The organism is Acidisoma sp. S159 (assembly GCF_009766125.1).
In the GTDB taxonomy this organism is placed as follows: Bacteria; Pseudomonadota; Alphaproteobacteria; order Acetobacterales; family Acetobacteraceae; genus Acidisoma.
In genome coordinates this window covers 1-17,653 of the sequence record NZ_LMUG01000060.1, presented here as the reverse complement: position 1 = coordinate 17,653, position 17,653 = coordinate 1, and the positions used below count along the sequence as shown (strand labels likewise).

At 58.8% G+C, this 17,653-nt stretch carries 23 protein-coding genes; 18 read left to right on the top strand and 5 right to left on the bottom strand.

The features are described from left to right. The 12 genes from GSQ92_RS30360 to GSQ92_RS21735 form a co-directional block, all read left to right on the top strand. The coding region (locus GSQ92_RS30360; protein WP_216856888.1) for a hypothetical protein at positions 1-366 on the top strand (366 nt) is incomplete at its 5' end. Between the two features lie 292 nt (positions 367-658). Beyond that, positions 659-1,315 (top strand): winged helix-turn-helix domain-containing protein, encoded by a 657-nt coding sequence (locus GSQ92_RS21785; protein ID WP_159013937.1) that lies wholly within the window; start codon positions 659-661, stop codon positions 1,313-1,315. A gap of 81 nt (positions 1,316-1,396) precedes the next feature. After that, positions 1,397-1,750, top strand: coding sequence for a helix-turn-helix transcriptional regulator (locus GSQ92_RS21780; protein ID WP_159013936.1), 354 nt, complete (start codon positions 1,397-1,399; stop codon positions 1,748-1,750). Further along, positions 1,747-2,274 carry an arsenate reductase ArsC gene (locus tag GSQ92_RS21775; RefSeq protein WP_159013935.1) on the top strand — a complete coding sequence of 176 codons (528 nt, stop codon included), beginning with the start codon at positions 1,747-1,749 and terminating at the stop codon, positions 2,272-2,274. Before GSQ92_RS21780 ends, GSQ92_RS21775 begins: the two co-directional genes overlap by 4 nt. After that, complete coding sequence (arsC, locus tag GSQ92_RS21770) at positions 2,274-2,705, top strand: arsenate reductase (glutaredoxin) (RefSeq protein ID WP_159013934.1); 432 nt, start codon at positions 2,274-2,276, stop codon at positions 2,703-2,705. Before GSQ92_RS21775 ends, arsC begins: the two co-directional genes overlap by 1 nt. Positions 2,706-2,799: 94 nt before the next feature. Further along, on the top strand, positions 2,800-4,113 hold the full coding sequence (locus tag GSQ92_RS21765; RefSeq protein ID WP_159013933.1) for an arsenic transporter: 1,314 nt from the start codon (positions 2,800-2,802) through the stop codon (positions 4,111-4,113). Positions 4,114-4,176: 63 nt separating this feature from the next. After that, complete coding sequence (locus tag GSQ92_RS21760) at positions 4,177-5,529, top strand: FAD-dependent oxidoreductase (protein ID WP_159013932.1); 1,353 nt, start codon at positions 4,177-4,179, stop codon at positions 5,527-5,529. Further along, positions 5,526-6,248: an arsenical resistance protein ArsH gene (gene arsH, locus GSQ92_RS21755; protein ID WP_159013931.1), complete on the top strand. Its 723-nt coding sequence runs from the start codon at positions 5,526-5,528 to the stop codon at positions 6,246-6,248. Before GSQ92_RS21760 ends, arsH begins: the two co-directional genes overlap by 4 nt. Positions 6,249-6,253: 5 nt before the next feature. Then, positions 6,254-6,775: an arsinothricin resistance N-acetyltransferase ArsN1 family A gene (locus GSQ92_RS21750; RefSeq protein ID WP_159013957.1), complete on the top strand. Its 522-nt coding sequence runs from the start codon at positions 6,254-6,256 to the stop codon at positions 6,773-6,775. A 59-nt stretch (positions 6,776-6,834) separates the two neighbouring features. Then, positions 6,835-7,152 carry a helix-turn-helix transcriptional regulator gene (locus tag GSQ92_RS21745; RefSeq protein ID WP_159013930.1) on the top strand — a complete coding sequence of 106 codons (318 nt, stop codon included), beginning with the start codon at positions 6,835-6,837 and terminating at the stop codon, positions 7,150-7,152. A 54-nt stretch (positions 7,153-7,206) separates the two neighbouring features. Continuing rightward, positions 7,207-8,595, top strand: a complete 1,389-nt coding sequence (locus GSQ92_RS21740) for an FAD-dependent oxidoreductase (RefSeq protein ID WP_159013929.1) — start codon at positions 7,207-7,209, stop codon at positions 8,593-8,595. Continuing rightward, a complete protein-coding gene (locus GSQ92_RS21735) occupies positions 8,592-9,680 on the top strand; it encodes an MFS transporter (protein ID WP_216856886.1) in 1,089 nt (362 codons plus the stop codon). The genes GSQ92_RS21740 and GSQ92_RS21735 overlap by 4 nt, the downstream gene beginning before the upstream one ends. Before the next feature lie 639 nt (positions 9,681-10,319). Here GSQ92_RS21735 and GSQ92_RS21730 read toward each other — a convergent pair. Further along, complete coding sequence (locus GSQ92_RS21730; RefSeq protein WP_159013928.1) at positions 10,320-10,604, bottom strand: hypothetical protein; 285 nt, start codon at positions 10,602-10,604, stop codon at positions 10,320-10,322. An 84-nt stretch (positions 10,605-10,688) separates the two neighbouring features. Further along, positions 10,689-10,961, bottom strand: a complete 273-nt coding sequence (locus tag GSQ92_RS21725; RefSeq protein ID WP_159013927.1) for a DUF3892 domain-containing protein — start codon at positions 10,959-10,961, stop codon at positions 10,689-10,691. 214 nt (positions 10,962-11,175) lie between these two features. Here GSQ92_RS21725 and GSQ92_RS21720 point away from each other — a divergent pair, with 214 nt between their 5' ends. The 3 genes from GSQ92_RS21720 (at position 11,176) to GSQ92_RS21710 (ending at position 12,906) form a co-directional block, all read left to right on the top strand. Then, positions 11,176-11,487 carry a helix-turn-helix domain-containing protein gene (locus GSQ92_RS21720; RefSeq protein WP_216856885.1) on the top strand — a complete coding sequence of 104 codons (312 nt, stop codon included), beginning with the start codon at positions 11,176-11,178 and terminating at the stop codon, positions 11,485-11,487. Next, entirely contained in the window at positions 11,484-12,014 is a 531-nt protein-coding gene (locus GSQ92_RS21715; RefSeq protein ID WP_216856884.1) for an ImmA/IrrE family metallo-endopeptidase, read from the top strand. The genes GSQ92_RS21720 and GSQ92_RS21715 overlap by 4 nt, the downstream gene beginning before the upstream one ends. 229 nt (positions 12,015-12,243) lie before the next feature. Next, positions 12,244-12,906, top strand: coding sequence for a hypothetical protein (locus GSQ92_RS21710; protein ID WP_159013926.1), 663 nt, complete (start codon positions 12,244-12,246; stop codon positions 12,904-12,906). 761 nt (positions 12,907-13,667) lie between these two features. Here GSQ92_RS21710 and GSQ92_RS21705 read toward each other — a convergent pair. The 3 genes from GSQ92_RS21705 to GSQ92_RS31795 all read right to left on the bottom strand — a co-directional run bounded on the left by GSQ92_RS21705 (position 13,668) and on the right by GSQ92_RS31795 (position 14,955). Next, positions 13,668-13,982: a ribbon-helix-helix domain-containing protein gene (locus GSQ92_RS21705; protein WP_159013925.1), complete on the bottom strand. Its 315-nt coding sequence runs from the start codon at positions 13,980-13,982 to the stop codon at positions 13,668-13,670. Continuing rightward, positions 13,979-14,677, bottom strand: coding sequence for an AAA family ATPase (locus tag GSQ92_RS21700; RefSeq protein ID WP_254066656.1), 699 nt, complete (start codon positions 14,675-14,677; stop codon positions 13,979-13,981). Before GSQ92_RS21700 ends, GSQ92_RS21705 begins: the two co-directional genes overlap by 4 nt. Positions 14,678-14,844: 167 nt before the next feature. Then, positions 14,845-14,955 carry a ribbon-helix-helix domain-containing protein gene (locus GSQ92_RS31795; RefSeq protein WP_371418569.1) on the bottom strand — a complete coding sequence of 37 codons (111 nt, stop codon included), beginning with the start codon at positions 14,953-14,955 and terminating at the stop codon, positions 14,845-14,847. Positions 14,956-15,426: 471 nt separating this feature from the next. Here GSQ92_RS31795 and GSQ92_RS21695 point away from each other — a divergent pair, with 471 nt between their 5' ends. From GSQ92_RS21695 to GSQ92_RS21685, 3 genes are all read left to right on the top strand, one after another. Beyond that, positions 15,427-15,891 carry a hypothetical protein gene (locus GSQ92_RS21695; RefSeq protein WP_159013923.1) on the top strand — a complete coding sequence of 155 codons (465 nt, stop codon included), beginning with the start codon at positions 15,427-15,429 and terminating at the stop codon, positions 15,889-15,891. Positions 15,892-16,461: 570 nt separating this feature from the next. Next, a complete protein-coding gene (locus GSQ92_RS21690) occupies positions 16,462-16,791 on the top strand; it encodes a hypothetical protein (protein WP_159013922.1) in 330 nt (109 codons plus the stop codon). 340 nt (positions 16,792-17,131) lie between these two features. Then, positions 17,132-17,431 carry a hypothetical protein gene (locus GSQ92_RS21685; RefSeq protein ID WP_159013921.1) on the top strand — a complete coding sequence of 100 codons (300 nt, stop codon included), beginning with the start codon at positions 17,132-17,134 and terminating at the stop codon, positions 17,429-17,431. The last annotated feature ends 222 nt before the right edge of the window (positions 17,432-17,653 follow it).

The window sequence follows — 17,653 nt, the reverse complement described above, 5'->3', positions numbered from 1 at the left end:
CGAGCGGTTGGCGACGGCCGTCTATCGCGAGGCAAGCGCCATTGCCGCCCAGCCGTCGTCAGGGCGCGTGGGGCCGGGTTTAGGATCGGGCGGATACTGGGCCGCAAGCCGGCGTTGCTCGATCCGGGACGGTTCCACTTCTATGACCATACGCCCCCGGCACCCAGTGGAGGCTGGCGGGAGGATTTTTCGCGGGTGGCGCTGCGCTTCGAGAATGGAGAATTCAAGAACCCGGAATGGCAGCGCTATCCGGTCATCCCGCACGTCATTCAATCGGCGCGATTCGATCTGGCGCGGAACGCGACATATATTTCTGACATGACGCAGGCGGTGATTGCTGATCAGCGCGCCGGTTTCCTTGGTTGATGAGATCCGCTGTCATGGCGACGACCAGGAGCACGAACGGGTAAACATCCTGAACAACCTTAAATTCGCCGACGCCTGGATCGTGGAAGCGCCGCCGCTTGGACAAAGGAAGCCGAATTCTGGGCCGCGTCCAAAGACCAGCTCTGTCAGCGTAGCGGCGTGATGTGGCATGCACCACTTCCAGCACACACACTCCGCAACTTTGCTTGGTTCGTCGCTGACTGGAAGGCCGGATGGCGGCGCGGCTTCCCATCCGTCGCGCAGGATGATTATCGTTGCGGGAGAGAGCCCAGTGCTCTCACTTCAAATTTGTGAACAACTCGAGGGCTGCGGGTTTATCGCCGAAGCGGTGGAGGACAGACACGCGGTCCTGCGGGCCGTGGCCGCCTTTCGTCCCCACCTGATACTCATGTCGTCGAGTCTTCTCAGCGCTTCCACTAGCGATTTCTATCAAAGCATTCGAACGATCACTCGTGCCGCGGGTCTGCCCGTTCTGCTCATTATGGCAAATCCTGATGAGATGAATACTGTTTGCGATGCGGCGTTGGACGCTGATGGCTACATCTTAAAGCCCTTTCAGATCGAAGCGCTGCTCGTCAAGGCGCGCCCCTTGTTTCGCCGCTTCGGGATGGACTTCGACAAGCAACCCATCAGCGTCCAAAACTTAGTGATTGACCCTGTTTCACATCGCGTGCGTCGGAATGACAGGAATATTCACCTTAGTCCGATAGGCTACCGCCTTCTGGAGTTTCTTATGCGGCACCCGGACCGACTTTTTAGTCGGAAAGAGCTGCTGGACGCCGTCTGGGGACCCGATGTTCCTGTTTTGCCGCGGACGGTTGACGTGCATATCCGGCGGTTGAGACTGAGCATCAACGGCAGCGGGGAGCTCGACATCGTCCGAACCGTTCGTGAAGAGGGTTACGCCCTCGATAGCGCGTCGGCCTAGTTAATTAGCGCAAGGTAGCACCCCGCCCAAACCACCAGGGTCAATATAGACTTCCATCCATAAATCCAGTAAAGTAGATTCATGGATACTGAAGAGGCCATTCGCGCGCTAGCCGGGCTCGCTCAAGACACCCGGCTCGAGACGTTTAAGCTTCTGGTGAAGCTTGAACCGGAAGGGCTGCCGGCCGGCGAGGTCGCTCGTCAGATGGACGTTCCGCAGAACACCATGTCTACGCATCTGGGCATCTTGGCTCGGGCGGGCCTGGTGCGGTCGGAACGGCGCAGTCGAACCATCCTTTACCGCGCAGATCTCGACCGCTTACGCGCGATGATGCTCTTTCTCGTTAAAGACTGCTGTGAGGGGCGCCCGGAGCTTTGCGCCCCGCTAATCGCCGACCTCATTCCCTGCTGCCCGCCAGAAGAGGTGCTGCAATGACTGAACGAAAGTTCAACGTCCTTTTTCTCTGCACAGGTAACTCCGCCCGGTCGATTCTGGCCGAAAGCATTCTGCAGAAAGATGGCAGTGGCCGCTTCAACGCCTATTCAGCAGGAAGCCATCCTAAGGGGGCGGTCCAACCTCTGGCACTGAAAGTGCTCGAGAGCTTCGACTACCCCATAGACGGCTTTCGCTCGAAACCATGGGACGAGTTTGTGGCTCCCGATGCACCGATTATGGATTTCGTATTTACGGTTTGTGACGACGCGGCAGGCGAGACATGCCCCGTCTGGCCTGGGCAGCCGATGACAGCGCACTGGGGCATCATGGACCCAGCTGCCGTCCGAGGCTCGGCGATGGAACAGGAGCGGGCCTATGTGGATGCATTCCGCTACATGAAGAACCGCATCTCGCTTTTTTTGGCCCTTCCGCTGTCGAAGTTGGAGCGCTTCAGCCTGAGTGCCAAACTACGCGAGATCGGTCATACCGAAGGTGCGTCTTCACCTCGTTCGGATGTGGCGTGATGAACTCGGTCGACATTGTTATTTACCATAATCCCGATTGCGGCACCTCGCGGAATGCCTTGGCGATGATCCGCAACGCAGGGATCGAGCCTCACGTCATCGAGTATCTGAAGACCCCTCCCGTTCGCAACTTGCTTAAGCAAATCATCATGCGAGCTGGGCTGACGCCACGAACGGTGCTCCGTGAGAAGGGCACGCCTTACGCTGAACTTGGTTTAGACGACGTCGCATTGACCGACGATGAATTGCTGGATGCCATGATAGCCCGCCCCATACTTATTAATCGTCCGCTCGTCGTCACGCCGCTTGGGGTCCGGCTCTGCCGACCGTCCGAGGTCGTGTTGGATATTCTTCCGCAGGAGCAGCAAGGTGCTTTCGCCAAAGAAGACGGCGAGGCCGTCGTGGACGCGTCCGGGCACCGGCTGACCTAATACTATCTCAACCAATTTCTTCTGATCTATCTGATGTGCTGCCGCTTGTCCGAGCGATGGAGCCTTGCCGCGTCTGTACTTGAAGGATCCTTTAATGCTGGCTCTCGCCATTTTCGTCGTAACTCTTATTCTCGTCATCTGGCAGCCGCGCGGACTAGGTATTGGCTGGAGCGCAATGGGTGGCGCAATTGTCGCCCTTCTGACGGGGGTCATCGGATGGGGCGACGTGCCGACGGTCTGGCATATCGTGTGGAACGCGACCTTCACCTTCGTTGCCCTCATCATCATCTCGTTGCTGCTGGATGAGGCGGGCTTCTTCCAGTGGGCGGCGCTGCACGTCGCCCGATGGGGCGGCGGCCTGGGGCGGCGGCTGTTTCCGCTTGTCGTGCTGCTGGGTGCCGCTATTGCCGCGGTGTTTGCCAATGATGGTGCAGCGCTTTTGTTGACGCCCATCGTGGTGGCCATCCTGCTGCGCCTGGACTTCTCTCCAGTCGCGACGCTCGCCTTTGTCGTGGCCACGGGCTTCGTGGCGGACACGACTAGTCTGCCACTCATCATCTCGAACCTGGTCAACATCGTCAGCGCGAACTATTTCGGTGTGACCTTCAACCGGTATGCGGCGGTCATGGTTCCGGTGGACATCGTGGCATTGGCGGCTACGCTCGTCGTTCTTTGGATTTTCTACCATCGAGATGTGCCTGCGATCTATCCAGTCGCGCAACTTGAGGCACCACACAGCGCTATCCGCGATCATAGTGTTTTTGCTGCAGCGTTTCCGCTGCTCGTGGTTCTCCTTGTCGCTTACTTCGTGCTCGCACCGTTGGGCATTCCGGTCTCCGTAGTAACGGGAGCCGGAGCTCTTGTGCTGCTCGCTCTCGCCGGTCGGTGGCATCGTCGTGGAAACGGTGCTGTCATTTCCGTAGGCAAGGTTCTTCGAGGTGCCCCGTGGCAGATCGTGGTGTTCAGCCTCGGTATGTACCTCGTGGTTTACGGCCTGAGGAATGCCGGTCTGACGAATTATTTAGCGGCGAGTCTCGTCTGGCTTGGTGAACACGGTCCGTGGGTCGCGACCATCGGAACGGGCTTCGGCGCCGCCATCCTGTCCTCGGTCATGAACAATATGCCGGGGGTGTTAGTCGGCGCCTTATCGATCGAGCAGGCACATGGCATTCCGGCCTTGACACGCGAGTTGATGATCTACGCCAACGTTGTCGGGTGCGACCTTGGGCCGAAGTTCACGCCGATCGGCAGCCTCGCTACGCTGCTCTGGCTGCACGTTCTGTCCCGGAAGGGCATCACAATCACTTGGGGCCAATATATGCGAGTCGGCCTCGCCATCACGCCACCCGTGCTGCTTGTCGTGCTGGTCGCCCTGGCGCTCTGGCTCCCATTGGTGACAACACCCTGACGTGACGGACTGGGACGCTAACAGGATGCGGTTCGTCTTCTTCGACTCGCAAGGAGCTGTGCGATGCGAATCCTGATTGTAGGCGGAAGCGATGCGGGCATTAGTGCAGCGTTGCGCATCCGCGAATTGGACCGAGCGACTGAGGTCAGCGTGCTGCTCGCGGATGACTTTCCGAATTGGAGCATCTGCGGGCTGCCCTATTACCTGAGTGGAGAAACGCCTCGCTGGCAGAGCTTGGCGCATAGAACGGAGTTCGACGGCATAGACGTTCTCCGGAGCCATCGCGTGGAGTCAATCGACCCCACCCTCCATCGTGTGACGGCAGCAACCAAGGACCGTAGAATAGAACTCTCCTACGATCGCCTGATCCTCGGAACGGGGGCGGTCCCTGTCCGACCAGACCTGCCCGGTATTAATCTTCCAGGCGTCTATGTGCTGCACACCATGAACGACGCGCTCACCGTGAATGACGCCCTGGAGACCCGGCCCGAAGCCCGGACGGCGGTCATTATCGGTGCTGGCTATATCGGTCTTGAGATGGCGGAGGCGCTTGCCCATCGCGGCCTCAAGGTCACGGTTATTAGCCGCAGCAACCCGGTCTTCCCGACCGTTGATGCCGCTTTCGGCCGAGCCATGGAGGAGGAGTTGGAGCGGCATGATGTGCGCATCCTCGTCGGATGCTCCGTCACGGCCGTGGAGCGTCTCCAGGGCTCGCTGAGGGTCTGTCATGGTATTGGCCTGGGTGAGGCCGCTGATCTGGTCATTGTCGCGACAGGCACGCGGCCCGACACGCGGCTCGCACGGGATGCTGGCCTGGCGCTTGGTCAGAACGGAGCGATCACCGTCGATCGGGCTATGCGGACGAGTGCTTCCGACGTTTTTGCGGCAGGCGACTGCGTCCAAACCTGGCACCGGATGCTTGAACGTGATGCGTGGCTTCCTCTCGGTACCACGTCCCACAAGCAGGGGCGGATCGCAGGTGAGACGGCTCTGGGAGGCAACCGACTCTTCGAAGGGTCCGTTGGCACCCAGGTCGTCAAACTGTTCGATCTCGTGATGGCACGAACGGGTTTGCTCGACCGCGAGGCGTTGGCCGCCGGCTTTGATCCATTGACGGTCGAAAGTCAGGCTTGGGATCATAAAGCCTATTATCCCGGTGCCCGTGAACTACGAGTCAGGATCACTGGCGATCGTCAGACCGGCCGCCTGCTCGGTGCGCAGATTATCGGCCCATGGAAGGCGGAAGTCGCAAAACGGATCGACATTTACGCGACGGCACTGTTCCACACCATGTCGGTCGACGGAGTTAATGACATTGACTTGAGCTATGCGCCGCCATTCTCAAGCCCATGGGACCCGGTACAAATCGCAGCTCAGGCTTGGTCGGCGCGACAGACGTTAGGAACGCCATCATGAGCTCCTCCGAGGAAGAGCGTGGTACAGTGGATATTTTTCCGGTACTTCAGCGCGAACTCCTTCTCCCGGTCGACTCTGTAAGATTGGAACCGTTCGAACGGGTTCAGCACGCTCCCCGGATCCTTCTGCTTTACGGGTCACTGCGGGAGCGGTCCTATAGCCGCCTGCTCATTGAGGAAGCCGAACGCCTCCTACGCGTGATGGGCGCTGAAACCCGGATCTTTGATCCGCGTGATCTGCCAGTGGCGGACAGTGTGCCGAAGGACCATCCCAAGGTTCAGGAACTCCGCGCCTTGTCGCTCTGGTCTGAGGGGCAGGTCTGGTGCAGCCCGGAACGCCACGGCGCCATCACCGGCGTTTTCAAAAACCAGATCGATTGGCTTCCGCTGGAGGAAGGCTCTGTCCGGCCGACCCAGGGCCGGACGCTCGCCGTCATGCAGGTTTCGGGCGGGTCGCAGAGCTTCAACGCGGTCAACACACTGCGCCTGCTTGGCCGGTGGATGCGCATGTTCACCATCCCGAATCAGTCGAGTGTGCCGAAAGCTTATGAGCAGTTCGATGATGCTGGGCGCATGAAGCCTTCTAGCAACTACGACCGTGTAGTCGATGTGATGGAGGAACTCCTACGCTTCACCTGGCTGCTGCGCGACAGGGCTGACTATCTGGTCGACCGCTACAGCGAGCGAAAGGCAAGTTTTAAGCTTCCGGAAAAACTGTGACCGCCATGGCAACCAGCGTATCCGAGACCCTCTTGGCCCGACCGGCAACAGCAAGTGATGTCCCAGCTGTCACAGCTATTTACAACGAAGGCATTGCAGACAGGGTGGCGACCTTTGAAACCCAACCGCGAACACCGGAACAGGTCGCTGGGCGGATCACGGGGCGCTATCCTGTTGTAGTGGTGGTAAACAAGGTTGGACAGATTGTCGCCTGGGCGTCGACATCCTCGTACCGGGATCGCGACTGTTATTCTGGGATTGCCGAATTCTCGGTTTACGTAGGCCGCGTTCATCGCGGACAGGGCGCTGGCCGTGTCGCCTTGGCGGCGTTGCTTGAAATCGCGGAAACGGCCGGGTTCTGGAAACTGCTTTCGCGGATCTTCGTCGAGAATACGCCGAGCCGCAAATTATGCAGCTCACTAGGTTTCAGCGAAGTCGGCATCTACCGGCGACATGCAAAACTCGACGACACTTGGCGAGACGTCGTTATCGTTGAGCGGTTGCTGGGCGAGGCCGCAGATGCCTAATTTCCATCAGAATGGAAATACCACTTGCGGCATCTTGTGAAGAACGATAATCTATTTCCATGAAAGTCGAAAAAGCGGCGAAGCAACTCGAGGCTCTCGGTAATCCTACGCGACTGAAGGTCTACCGCATGCTGGTCCGTGCGGGTGATACGGGAATGGCGGTTGGCCAGTTGCAGGAGCGCCTCGAACTAGCCGCGTCGACGCTTTCACATCATCTGCACCGGCTGATTTTGACGGGTTTGGTGACCCAGGAGCGGCAGGTGACGACGTTGATTTGTCGGGCGAACTATCTGGAGATGAATGCCCTGGTTGGTTTCCTGGTCGCCGAATGCTGCGTAGACGCCCCCAGAACTGCAGAAGACGAGGTGGCAGCCTGATCTCAATTTGGCAACTAATTCCATTATTCCGGAATGAAAGAAGGAGATGCTGACATGACGCTCGAATCTCTTCCCGTCGCGGTCATTGGCGGAGGGCCAGTTGGTCTTGCGGCTGCCGCACATCTTGTTGCTCGTGGGCTTCCGGTGAAGGTCTTTGAAGCCGGAACCACAGTGGGCGCCAACCTTCGCGAGTGGGGCCATGTACGGGTTTTCACGCCGTGGGAACTGAACGTGGACGCCGTTGCTCGGGCGCTTTTGGAGCGGCAAGGGTGGACGATGCCGCCACTGACAGAGCTGCCGACAGGAAGCGACCTCTATGCCCGTTATCTGAAGCCCCTTTCGGAAACCCCCGAATTGGCAGCGGCTATCGAAGTCGGGACCCGCGTTGAAGCCATCTCGCGCCTCAACACCGACAAGGTAAAAACCGAAGGACGCGAGGCGAAGCCGTTTCAATTGCGGCTGTCTTTGCCAAGTGGCGCGCAGCGTGTGGAGTTGGCCCGCGCCGCTATCGACGCTTCGGGAACCTGGGCGGCGCAGAACCCCATGGGAGCGAATGGGCTCCCTGCACTTGGAGAGGCGGACAACAAGACGCGCATTGCCTATGGCATGCCGAATATTCTCGGCCACGACCGAGCCACCTACGCCGGACACCGCACACTGGTGGTGGGTTCTGGCTATTCCGCGGCGAACGTCCTGCTGGACCTCGCCAAGCTCGCGGAGGACCAGCCGGACACCTCGATCATCTGGGCTGTGCGGGGAACGGACTTGGTCCGGGTCTACGGCGGCGGGCTGGCCGACCAGCTCCCGGCCCGGGGCGAACTTGGATGGTTGCTGAAGGGCCTCGTCGAACGGGGAGTCGTAACTCTGGTCACAGGCTTCGCCACGACGAGAATTCTCAAGACCGGCGACGGCCTTGTCGTCGAAGCCGACGGCGTCGACGGTCCGCGCAGCATTGGCGCAGTGGACCGCATCGTGGTCGCGACCGGTCAGCGACCCGACTTGATAATGACCCGGGAGCTTCGCCTTGAGCTCGACCCGTGGCTTGAAAGTGTCCGGGCGTTGGGTCCACTGATCGATCCGAACCTGCATTCATGCGGAGATGTGCCGCCCCATGGCCACCGGGAACTCAGCCATCCGGAACCCGGTTTCTATACGGTTGGCGTCAAAAGCTACGGTCGTGCCCCAACGTTCCTTTTGCTGACCGGCTACGAGCAAGTCCGTTCCGTTGTCGCCGCGATTGCAGGTGACCTGGAGTCAGCGGACCGCATTCAGCTTGCGCTTCCGGAGACGGGCATCTGCAAGGTGGAATTTCTGGACGGTGAAATGACGGCAGCAGGCTGCTGTGGCGGTCCGGCCATTACCAGGCAAGACGCCTGTTGTGTCGCGGATGCGGTCGCTAAGGACGCCGGTCAGGATGGGTGCGGTTGTGGATTGGCTGCGTGAGCACGCCTATTCCACAGAACTCCGTTGCAGCGGCGACAGATTCATCCCAATACGCCGTGGTCATCACGGGCCTGGGGATAGCTCAAATTTTTGCCTGGGGTTCGTCCTACTATCTTCTGGCGGTCCTTGCGAAGCCGATTGTCAGGGATACTGGATGGCCATTTCCCTGGATTATCGGGGGCGTGTCGCTTGGATTGCTGGTCGCGGGTCTTGTCTCGCCACGAGTTGGCCGCGCCATCGCACGTTACGGTGGCCGCCCCGTTCTGGCGATCAGCGCGATCTTGCTTGCCGTGGGACTTGCTCTCCTCGGGTACGCACAGAGCCTGCCTGCCTATTTTCTTGCTTGGGTGATTATTGGCCTTGGGATGGGAGCCGGACTGTACGATCCCGCCTTCGCGACGCTTGGGCGTCTTTACGGCCAAGCGGCCCGGCCCGCCATTACAACGCTCACATTGTTCGGCGGATTTGCCAGCACAGTATGCTGGCCGTTATCGGCCTATCTGGTCACGCATCTCGGCTGGCGAGAGGCATGCTGGTCCTATGCTGCCATCCACCTCTTCGTCCTCGTGCCTCTTTACTTGTTCGCCTTGCCTCGTGAGGTTGCTTTCCGTGAACCTCCGCCCGAACCGATCACCGGACGCGAAGGTCTGGTTGGCGATGTTGGCCAAGGCCGCAACCTCAATCGCGTCCTCTTCGGCCTGGTTGCGATGGCAATAACCTTGAGCGCGATGATCTCGACGCTTGTTTCGGTTCATCTCCTCACCATCCTCCAGTCGCGGGGACTCACACTTGGAGCGGCGGTAGCTCTGGGCGCACTGGTCGGTCCGTGCCAAGTCGGCGCGCGAACCATCGAGTTTTTCATCGCCCGCTACCATCACCCGATTTGGACCAAGGTCGTCGCAACGTCGCTGGTGGCGCTCGGAGTCGTCGCGCTCTGGGTCTCGGTGCCGATTATCGCGCTTTCACTCGTCTGCTACGGGGCAGGAATTGGTTTGGAGTCCATCGCCCGGGGAACGCTTCCCCTCGCGCTGTTTCCTGGGCCGCAATATGCGGTGACGATGGGGCGGCTCGCGATGCCAGTCTGATCGTGCAAGCAGCGGCGCCGTCAATCGGAGCGCTCTTGCTTAGCGGGTATGGTGCCAGCACTACACTAGGAGTCCTGACGGGGGGAGCGATCGTGAATGTCGTCCTCGAACTCACCATTTTAGCGGTGATGCATAAATCAAATGGAGTGTGACGAGGTGGCAGATGTGAAGAGTGGTGCTCCAACGTCGCAGGCATACTTGCGGCGTTCCTTTTAAAAGCCTTTGCTCTCTACAACGCCGGTCAAACTCAAATAGCTCGCCACGGCTTTCAGTGGTTTTTGGACCGAGGTGAAGTAGTGCTTCAGGTTCAGCGTGAGCCAGGTGTGGCCCTATACAGGAAGCAGCCTGAACTGAGAGGATCGGTCGAGGATAATGCGAAGCGACCTACATGCCGAGAGCACAATCATCCCCCATTCGGAGGGAAAAGCGAGAAATTAGGTGTTCTGCTTTCCTCCTAAGTTCCGCAACCTGGCGCGTAGGGCATTGAAGGGCGCTTCGATTGCGCGCTTAGCCCAAATTCAATCCACTGACAGCTGGTCCGGCTGGCGTATTCGAAGACTTGCTGAAGATGACCTCGTGCACTTATCGAGATGAGCGCGTCTGATCTCTTGAAGACGATGTTCCACCGGCCCTTCTTAACTACCACGAAATCTCACGACTCACGTTTGCCCACACCGCCGAAAGAGCCAGGCTACGGAAGAATGGATGCCAATTGTTTGGTGCAATGAAGGCCATCTGGCCACCGCCATTGTCCCAAACCGGAACGACCGTGCCGGCGAGACCTGCTGACCCGGATCGTACGTGGATTTCACTGATGATCTCTTCCTGATCCTGACGGGTCTTATGTCCAAAATCACTGTTGAGAGGCGCGATCACTAGATCGATACCTTGCTGACGCAGATGCGCCACTTTTAGTGTCGGCATTAGTTTGTTCCTGCAAATTCGTCGGCCAGGCAGGAGTTTTGAAGCCCGTGCGTGGCCGTCCAAGATTATTTCTTCGTGCCGCGATTACGCCGCCACGCACTCCATCAGGGCCAGCAGATTGTCGTTGTAGTAGCCGTCCGCGTGCGTGCGGACGTATTTGCCGTTCGGTCCCGGGACGACACCCACTTCGGCACGTTTGCCGTTCACGTAGGTGAAGAAGGTGTTGGTCCGCCCCTCGATGGACTGGATCACCTCCGCGCGGGTCCATTTCCAGCCCGCGCCCCCCAGATGCGTGATCCCCTCGTGGGTATCGTTGCGCAGCTGCTTATTGATGCACTTCACCTGTACGTCGGCCATCGGCCTGAGCTCCTTCAATGGCGGCCCGCGACTCGACAAGGCCTGCACATCACCATCAAGCCCATGCGGGGCGTGGTCAACAAAAATAGCACATAGATTGTGATGTTTGTATTGCTGTCGCATTCCCATCCACGGGGCTGCCAGAGAATGTTTGTGTAATTGACATTTAGGGAGCCGGCGTCCAGGATTCCGACATTCAGGGGGCGGAGTCGATGTGACTGATCAAATCTATGCGGCATTTGGTCGCAAGGTGCGGACGCGGCGTGAGTCGATGCGCATCACGCAGTCTGATCTTTCCGCCCGGATCGGCCTCTCGCGCGCGTCAATCGCGAACATTGAAGCCGGGCGTCAGGCAGTGTTGCTGCACCAGTTTCTTGCGCTGGCAGACGCCTTGACCATACCCCCTATGGAGTTGGTCCCGCCGCAGCAACCGCCAGCTGACCCACCCGATCTACCGGAGGAAGTGATGAAATTCATGCAGACCTACAAGCTGAGGACCAAAGCTGACCGTCGATCCGGCCAATGACTGGCACCCGGCCACGGTACACCCGCATCGAGCAGTTGACGGACGCGCTGATGGTCGCAGCCGGGGTGAACACTCCGCCCGTCCCGGTGGACCGGATCGTGCAAGCCCAAGGCATCGCCATCCGCGCGACAAGCCTTGGCGACGTATCCGGCCTGGTCGTCCGCAAGGGTAAAGAAGTCGTCATCGGCGTGAATAAAGACCACCCGCTGACGCGGCGGCGTTTCACAATTGCGCACGAACTCGCGCACGCGCTGCTGCACCATGGCGAGGAAGTGCGCTACGATCGGGATTTCCGGGTGAACCTGCGATCCGAGGCCTCCGGGCTTGGCGTCGATATCGAGGAGATTGAGGCCAATTTCTTTGCGGCCCGCCTCTTGATGCCGCGCCGGTTCCTAGAGGCAGACCCCGAGGCCGCACTTGTAGACATGGAGGATGCGCAGGCCGTCGGGAGGCTCGCCAAGCGTTATGGCGTGAGCGTGCATGCCATGAGCATCCGGCTCGGCACTCTTGCCGTCAGGCGAGGATGAGTGAGGCCCCGGGGCAATGACAGAGGTACGGCGACCCAAATCACTCTCTGCCGCCTCATGCAGTTAGAACGAAAAAGCCCGCCATAAAGGCGGGCTTTCGGTATCCTATGACGATGAGGGGGGGCTTGCGCCCGCGTTTCTCAAGGCCAACGACGCAAATATACGCCTTGGTCGTATCAAAGACAACGCCTCGGAGGCGTGGCTCCTTCACGAAAAGGTAGGCTAACTATTGTCGTTTACACCAGATGAGCTGCGGAACCTCCCCGAGGTCATCTCAGCCCCCAGGTTCGCCACCTACCTGCAGGCAAGAGGCAATGACCGCACCAAGGCACTTGCTCTCTACGAATGGAATCTCGACCTCTCAGCCGCCTTCATTGTACCCTTGCAGGTTTGCGAGGTTGCCGTCCGCAACGGTATCGTGCAGGCGCTCGAGCGGGTTCACGGGGCTAACTGGCCGTGGTCGAATGGTTTCCTCAGGAGCCTTCCCCGCCCCAAAAGGGAGCAGGACTATCATCCCGAGCGCGACCTTCGATCGGTCGCATCAAGAATGCCAACGGCCGGTAAAATTGTTGCAGAGCTAAGATTCGCTTTTTGGGAAAGCACTTTCACCGTTGGCCAAGATGATCGGCTCTGGAAACCGCATTTCCGCGCGTCATTTCCGGGCTCGCCGAGAACACTTCTAATCCCGATAGCCCGGGCGACTGCTCGCGCAGACCTAATAGAGATTCGTCGTCTCAGAAACCGAATTGCTCATCACGAGCCCATCTTCACGCGCAACGTCACTGCCGACTATCGGCGCATCCACGAGTTGCTCAGCTGGCGGAGCCCGATTGCCGCTGCGTGGATGGACAAGAAGCAGGGGGTTACCGATCTGATACCTCTGGAACCCTAAGCAAGTAGTCTAGGACGTGTGGAAGGGGATGCCGAATATTAAGGCAACGTCCCCCTCTCCTCATACCAAGGCACGGTAAACATTACTTACCGTGCCTGTCTTCCCGTCTAGAGCCCCCTAACCTATTGATTTAATTCCCACAAGTGACATTATCACGCTTTATAAAAGCTCCCCTGGTGGTTGCGCCTGCGGAGTTGTGGGCAATGCCCTTCCGCCATTGTCCATCAAATCCACCAGGGTGGCCTAGAGGCCTCTCGCTTAGCGCGATATGTGTGAGCGCTCCTTAAGCGTTCCGGCCGGATCGACTTCCACCAGACTGGCGACCCGCTCGTAAACGTCGGCATTTCCGTCATCTGCGTTTTTAACGGCTCCTTTGGCTGGCGACGGTGCGGAAGAACGATGCGGCATCACGCTGCAGGCGTGCCGCAACCTCGGCATGGGTCATTGGGCTTCATGTCTTTCGATTAGCGGCAATTCCTCCGGCCCGCGAAATCTGCGGACCGACAGGCCCCCATTAATGGCCTCTTCCCACGAGACCGTCCGGGGCCAGCCTGGCAGTTTCGCATCGGCATAGCTGCGCGGCCGTTCGGCCACCCAAGCAGGAGATCATGGAGCGAACTGCCTGTCATGACGTCCCTGCCCTACTCCTTTTCGCCCTTGCCGCTGCCCTACTCTAAGCTGAGGCTACGTTTTCATGCCACGTTGTGGCATTGTGGCATTGTGGCATTGTGGACAACATAAGTTGTCCCATATTGGGAATACTAGTTGGTTTCGGTTTTCTTGCGGCGGCCGCTTTTGACCTCGGCCCGGACGGCCTTCCCATATCGGGTAAAAGCCATATTCAAAGCCTCGGCTAAAACCTCCTGAACGTCTTTGTTTTGTTCGGCGGCGATAAGTCGAAGGGTCTGAGCAACCTCCGGATTGAAGTGCCCGGAAACTTGCCGCGTGTCCTGCCTGGTCTGTGCCGTGCGGTAGCTCCGGCCTGGGTCGATCGACTCTGCTGTGGCTTCGGTCGTTGCCGGCGCAGGTGCTGCAGATCTTGCCGCCAGTTCCTTCAATGATCCTTTAGCGCTCATGCTGCTGCCTTTCTGTCACGTTGTTTTGTTGTCGACAACGACACAGCCTTTTTGTCACGTTGTCGGGTTGTTGACAACCCGAGTTGTCGAGAAATCCATGTGAATAGCTCTCCTATCTCGGCCGCAGCAGCGCTGTCGGGTTCGGTTTCCTGCGCTGTAAAGCCCGTGATCGATGCGGTTACGTAGGGGGCACGGTCATGGAACACCACGGGCGCGATGTCGCATTCATGCTCGACCAAAGCTTCGCGGACGTCAGCCTCGACCCGCGTGGCCCCAATCCGCATCCCGTTCAACAGCAGGCACGGGCGCTTCTTTGCCAACAGGCAGGAATCAATGGTCCGCTTGAGAGCGCGGAAATCGAACCCGCCTCGTTTGAAGGGAACCAGCACGAAGTCCGCGGCGAGGGCGGCGATATAACCGGCGTTATTGGCTTCGCGTGGCGTATCGATGATGACGAGGTCCATGTCACCGTTGGCGCGTAGGTCGGAGAGCAGCTTGTCGAGCCGGGACGAGGGTATAGCCACGGCCTCGGGCTCGCTGCCCCTTTGATCGGCCCAGTCGGCGGAGCTGGCCTGCGGATCGATGTCGATGATTGCCACTTTCAGCCCAGCAAGCTTCGCGGCGACCGCAATATGGATGGTGAGGGTTGATTTTCCCGCGCCACCTTTCTCGCTCCAGATTTCAAGCACCTTCATCTGCTTCACGTTGTCTGCTCCTCACGTTGTCGACAACGCGGCTAGTCACGTTGTTTCATTCTCCACGATATCACAAATAAACAATTCGGCAACGTGACAATATACGTTGTTGGACCCGGCAGCGACGGGCAGCTAAGACCGGCCGGATCGGCGCATATATCAGCGCCTCATTCCCCATCTCCCGGAGGCACTGGCGGTTTACCGTATCGCTCGAACAAGGCGTCCAGCGCCTCGACCAGCAGGCTGTGCATGGCGCGGCCCTGTTCGGCCGCGAGGATTTAAGCTGAGTGCGAACGGACGCCGGCAGGTGCGCGGTGATCAGCATATCGACACGGCCGCCTTGCCGTTGCTCGTCCTCCTTGTCGCGCCGATTGTCGTAGTCATCAAACTGCGCCGGCGCCTATGCCGTCACGATCGGCGATGCGTTGCACCAGATGATCAACCATGATGGCCGCATCTACAACACCGTGCGCATGAAGGACGGCAGGTGGGGCGCGTTCGTCAGCGACCGCCGCACCGACGCGCCGAACGGTCCCCGCGACCAGAAGCGCCCTTTGCGACGGTCGCGACGCAGGAGGCGGCGGCCGAGGCCATCCTGAAGCGCGTGTCGAGGGCTGACGGTCGGGCAATGGGTGCGCACGGCCGCGAAGCAGGCCAGCGAACCGCGAGGCCCCGACAGGAGGCGGAGCGGTCATGGCGGCAGAATATCAAAATGAAGCCGCGAGGCCGGGGCAGGGAGCATTTAAATCATGCGGATCGGCGAGCTAACCGGCGGCTGGGCCCGCAAGGATTCCCCGCCTGACGATATACCGGCGGACCGCATCGCGGCGACGGAAGCCGTGCGCGTGCGCGATGAGGCGTTGATGCGCCGGCTGGTGCGCAACCAGACGCGGCATATGGAGGCGCTGCAAAAGGATTTGCAGCAGGTGGCGATGCAGCCGCCCAATCTTCACACCGAACGCCAGGCCAGGGAAGTCGCCGCCATCCGCCAGCGTTTTGCCGAGCCGATCCGTAAAATGGAGAAACGGCACAAAAGCTGGCTCGGCCGTGTCGAGCGCGTGGCCTTCGGCAAAGGCCGGCAGGCGCATGCGATGGAAAGACTGACCGGCAAGCGCGACCAGGCCATTGGCCGCAAACTGCATTTACAGGCAGAGAGCGAGGCGCGGCGGCAGATGTCGCTCGATCAGCGCCAGGCGAAGGTGCGGCGGATGTGAAACAGGCAGAGGAACGGCACCCGCGCGAACGGCATGAGCTGGTTGAGGCGCGGAAAGTGGCGACGATCACGCCATCCGCCAGGAAATGAACCGTATCCAGACGCATCGCCGACAGCTGAACCGCGGGCAGAAGCTGTGATGGCCGCGGGCTGAGGTCCGTCCACTTGCGGCTCGGCAGAGAAGGAATCCATTTTATCAATCAGTTAATCTTAGCTGGCCGCTAGTTGTTGGTATGCGTAAGGTTGTTGGGATAGTCGTGGGCTTCTCGAGCAGAGAGTGGTCCGTGTTATGTTCGACGATGCAATCGAGGTCCACACGGGTTTAGGATGCCCACCGCTAGGATTGAGCACGATGGTAGGCACTCGGATGCCCGTCCCTATTACATGGCTTCCCCAGAAAGGCGATCCGACCGAGGTGGCCATATTTGAGGCTGTCGGATATGCCTTGTCGTTATGGGAGAAGCTAGAGCAAGAGCTATTCGAGCTCTATGCTTTGCTGAAAGGGATACCTTCGCTATCTCAGAGGGGTCGACATGCCTACACTGGGGACGTGAGTAATTTTCGAGGGAGGGTGGAAAAGCTTCGCGGTGCGATTGACCAGCCCTCCAATTTGCGGCCTTGCCAGCTCACCGAGGCATTGATCCACGGTATAGTTATAGAAGCGGAAGCACTCAGCAAATTACGCAACAAAATTGCACACGGAATCGTTCACCTCGGTCGACAAGGACTCAATTCCGCAGAGTTTTTTCTCGTGCCAGGTTACTATGAACATCGCGCCATCGAGCACCCCGTAGATCCCCTCTATGCCTATTGTGCGAAAGATATTAAACAGCACGCGGAATCCTTCAGGTCTCTGGCTAACAGGACTTCTGATTTACGGTCGAAGCTTTCGCCCGTTTGAGCAGATAATTGTACGGCCGAAGCAATTACATCACATGAGTGCTTTTCCGTCGCTAGATCGGCTTCGGGACGCATCTCGGTCGAGATAAACAAATCTTTCGTGGCGGCCTATTCAAAAGGCTTATCCGACTGCAAATATATATATGGTCGAAACAGGAGGTCCGCCGTATTCCATATCATGCTTGTAACACCGAGATTCTCGACCGCAGCGGCGCCGACACAGTGATCTCAACTTCTTACCTGAGCTCATCGGGCTCCTGAGGTCTTGGCTCGCGTCTTCAGTCAGGATTGCCATTCTTTAGCGTCTTATAAATGATGATCCTGATTAGTGCGGCCGGTTTGTGCATTTTCTCAGTCTGCAAAATCTGCGCACCAAAGGCGTGCGAGAAAAAGTTCTCGCACGGGCGACAGAGGTCCATGGCTTTAGCCTTGAGCGTAGCTGGAACGTCGTCCCGCATATGATGGCGGTTAATGCCGGCGCCAGCCTGCTACGGGAGCGTAAAACCCGCCCCCTCTTTGCGCCTCATCGCGTCGAACATCGGTTTGATTTTGCCTTCGATGAGAGCGTTATAGTTTTCCTCAACGATTATCATCTGATGATGGAGCAGTTCCTGGAAATCAGCATCGTACGCCAAGCCTGACGGCGGGTTCGCCTTCAGACGGCCGACCAGGCCGAACATGCGGATATAGCCCTCAAGCACCGGCTTTGCTGTGGCCGAGGCTCCGTGTAGGAGAGCCCGGATTCCACGGATATCGTCGTCGGTCAGGGCATGCAGCTTGTAGAAATCTAGGGTCAGGACTCATTCTTTGAGATAGAAGGTGACACTGGCTGCGATGCAGATGGCGGAGAAGAAGGTGTGTGC

What these genes read in the sequence shown, in the direction of transcription:
- GSQ92_RS21780 (WP_159013936.1), top strand. Translation starts at nt 1,397, where the DNA reads ATGGATACTGAAGAGGCCATTCGCGCGCTAGCCGGGCTCGCTCAAGAC.
- GSQ92_RS21775 (WP_159013935.1), top strand. Translation starts at nt 1,747, where the DNA reads ATGACTGAACGAAAGTTCAACGTCCTTTTTCTCTGCACAGGTAACTCC.
- arsC (WP_159013934.1), top strand. Translation starts at nt 2,274, where the DNA reads ATGAACTCGGTCGACATTGTTATTTACCATAATCCCGATTGCGGCACC.
- GSQ92_RS21765 (WP_159013933.1), top strand. Translation starts at nt 2,800, where the DNA reads ATGCTGGCTCTCGCCATTTTCGTCGTAACTCTTATTCTCGTCATCTGG.
- GSQ92_RS21760 (WP_159013932.1), top strand. Translation starts at nt 4,177, where the DNA reads ATGCGAATCCTGATTGTAGGCGGAAGCGATGCGGGCATTAGTGCAGCG.
- arsH (WP_159013931.1), top strand. Translation starts at nt 5,526, where the DNA reads ATGAGCTCCTCCGAGGAAGAGCGTGGTACAGTGGATATTTTTCCGGTA.
- GSQ92_RS21750 (WP_159013957.1), top strand. Translation starts at nt 6,254, where the DNA reads ATGGCAACCAGCGTATCCGAGACCCTCTTGGCCCGACCGGCAACAGCA.
- GSQ92_RS21745 (WP_159013930.1), top strand. Translation starts at nt 6,835, where the DNA reads ATGAAAGTCGAAAAAGCGGCGAAGCAACTCGAGGCTCTCGGTAATCCT.
- GSQ92_RS21740 (WP_159013929.1), top strand. Translation starts at nt 7,207, where the DNA reads ATGACGCTCGAATCTCTTCCCGTCGCGGTCATTGGCGGAGGGCCAGTT.
- GSQ92_RS21730 (WP_159013928.1), bottom strand. Translation starts at nt 10,604, where the DNA reads ATGCCGACACTAAAAGTGGCGCATCTGCGTCAGCAAGGTATCGATCTA.
- GSQ92_RS21725 (WP_159013927.1), bottom strand. Translation starts at nt 10,961, where the DNA reads ATGGCCGACGTACAGGTGAAGTGCATCAATAAGCAGCTGCGCAACGAT.
- GSQ92_RS21715 (WP_216856884.1), top strand. Translation starts at nt 11,484, where the DNA reads ATGACTGGCACCCGGCCACGGTACACCCGCATCGAGCAGTTGACGGAC.
- GSQ92_RS21705 (WP_159013925.1), bottom strand. Translation starts at nt 13,982, where the DNA reads ATGAGCGCTAAAGGATCATTGAAGGAACTGGCGGCAAGATCTGCAGCA.
- GSQ92_RS21700 (WP_254066656.1), bottom strand. Translation starts at nt 14,677, where the DNA reads ATGAAGGTGCTTGAAATCTGGAGCGAGAAAGGTGGCGCGGGAAAATCA.
- GSQ92_RS21695 (WP_159013923.1), top strand. Translation starts at nt 15,427, where the DNA reads ATGCGGATCGGCGAGCTAACCGGCGGCTGGGCCCGCAAGGATTCCCCG.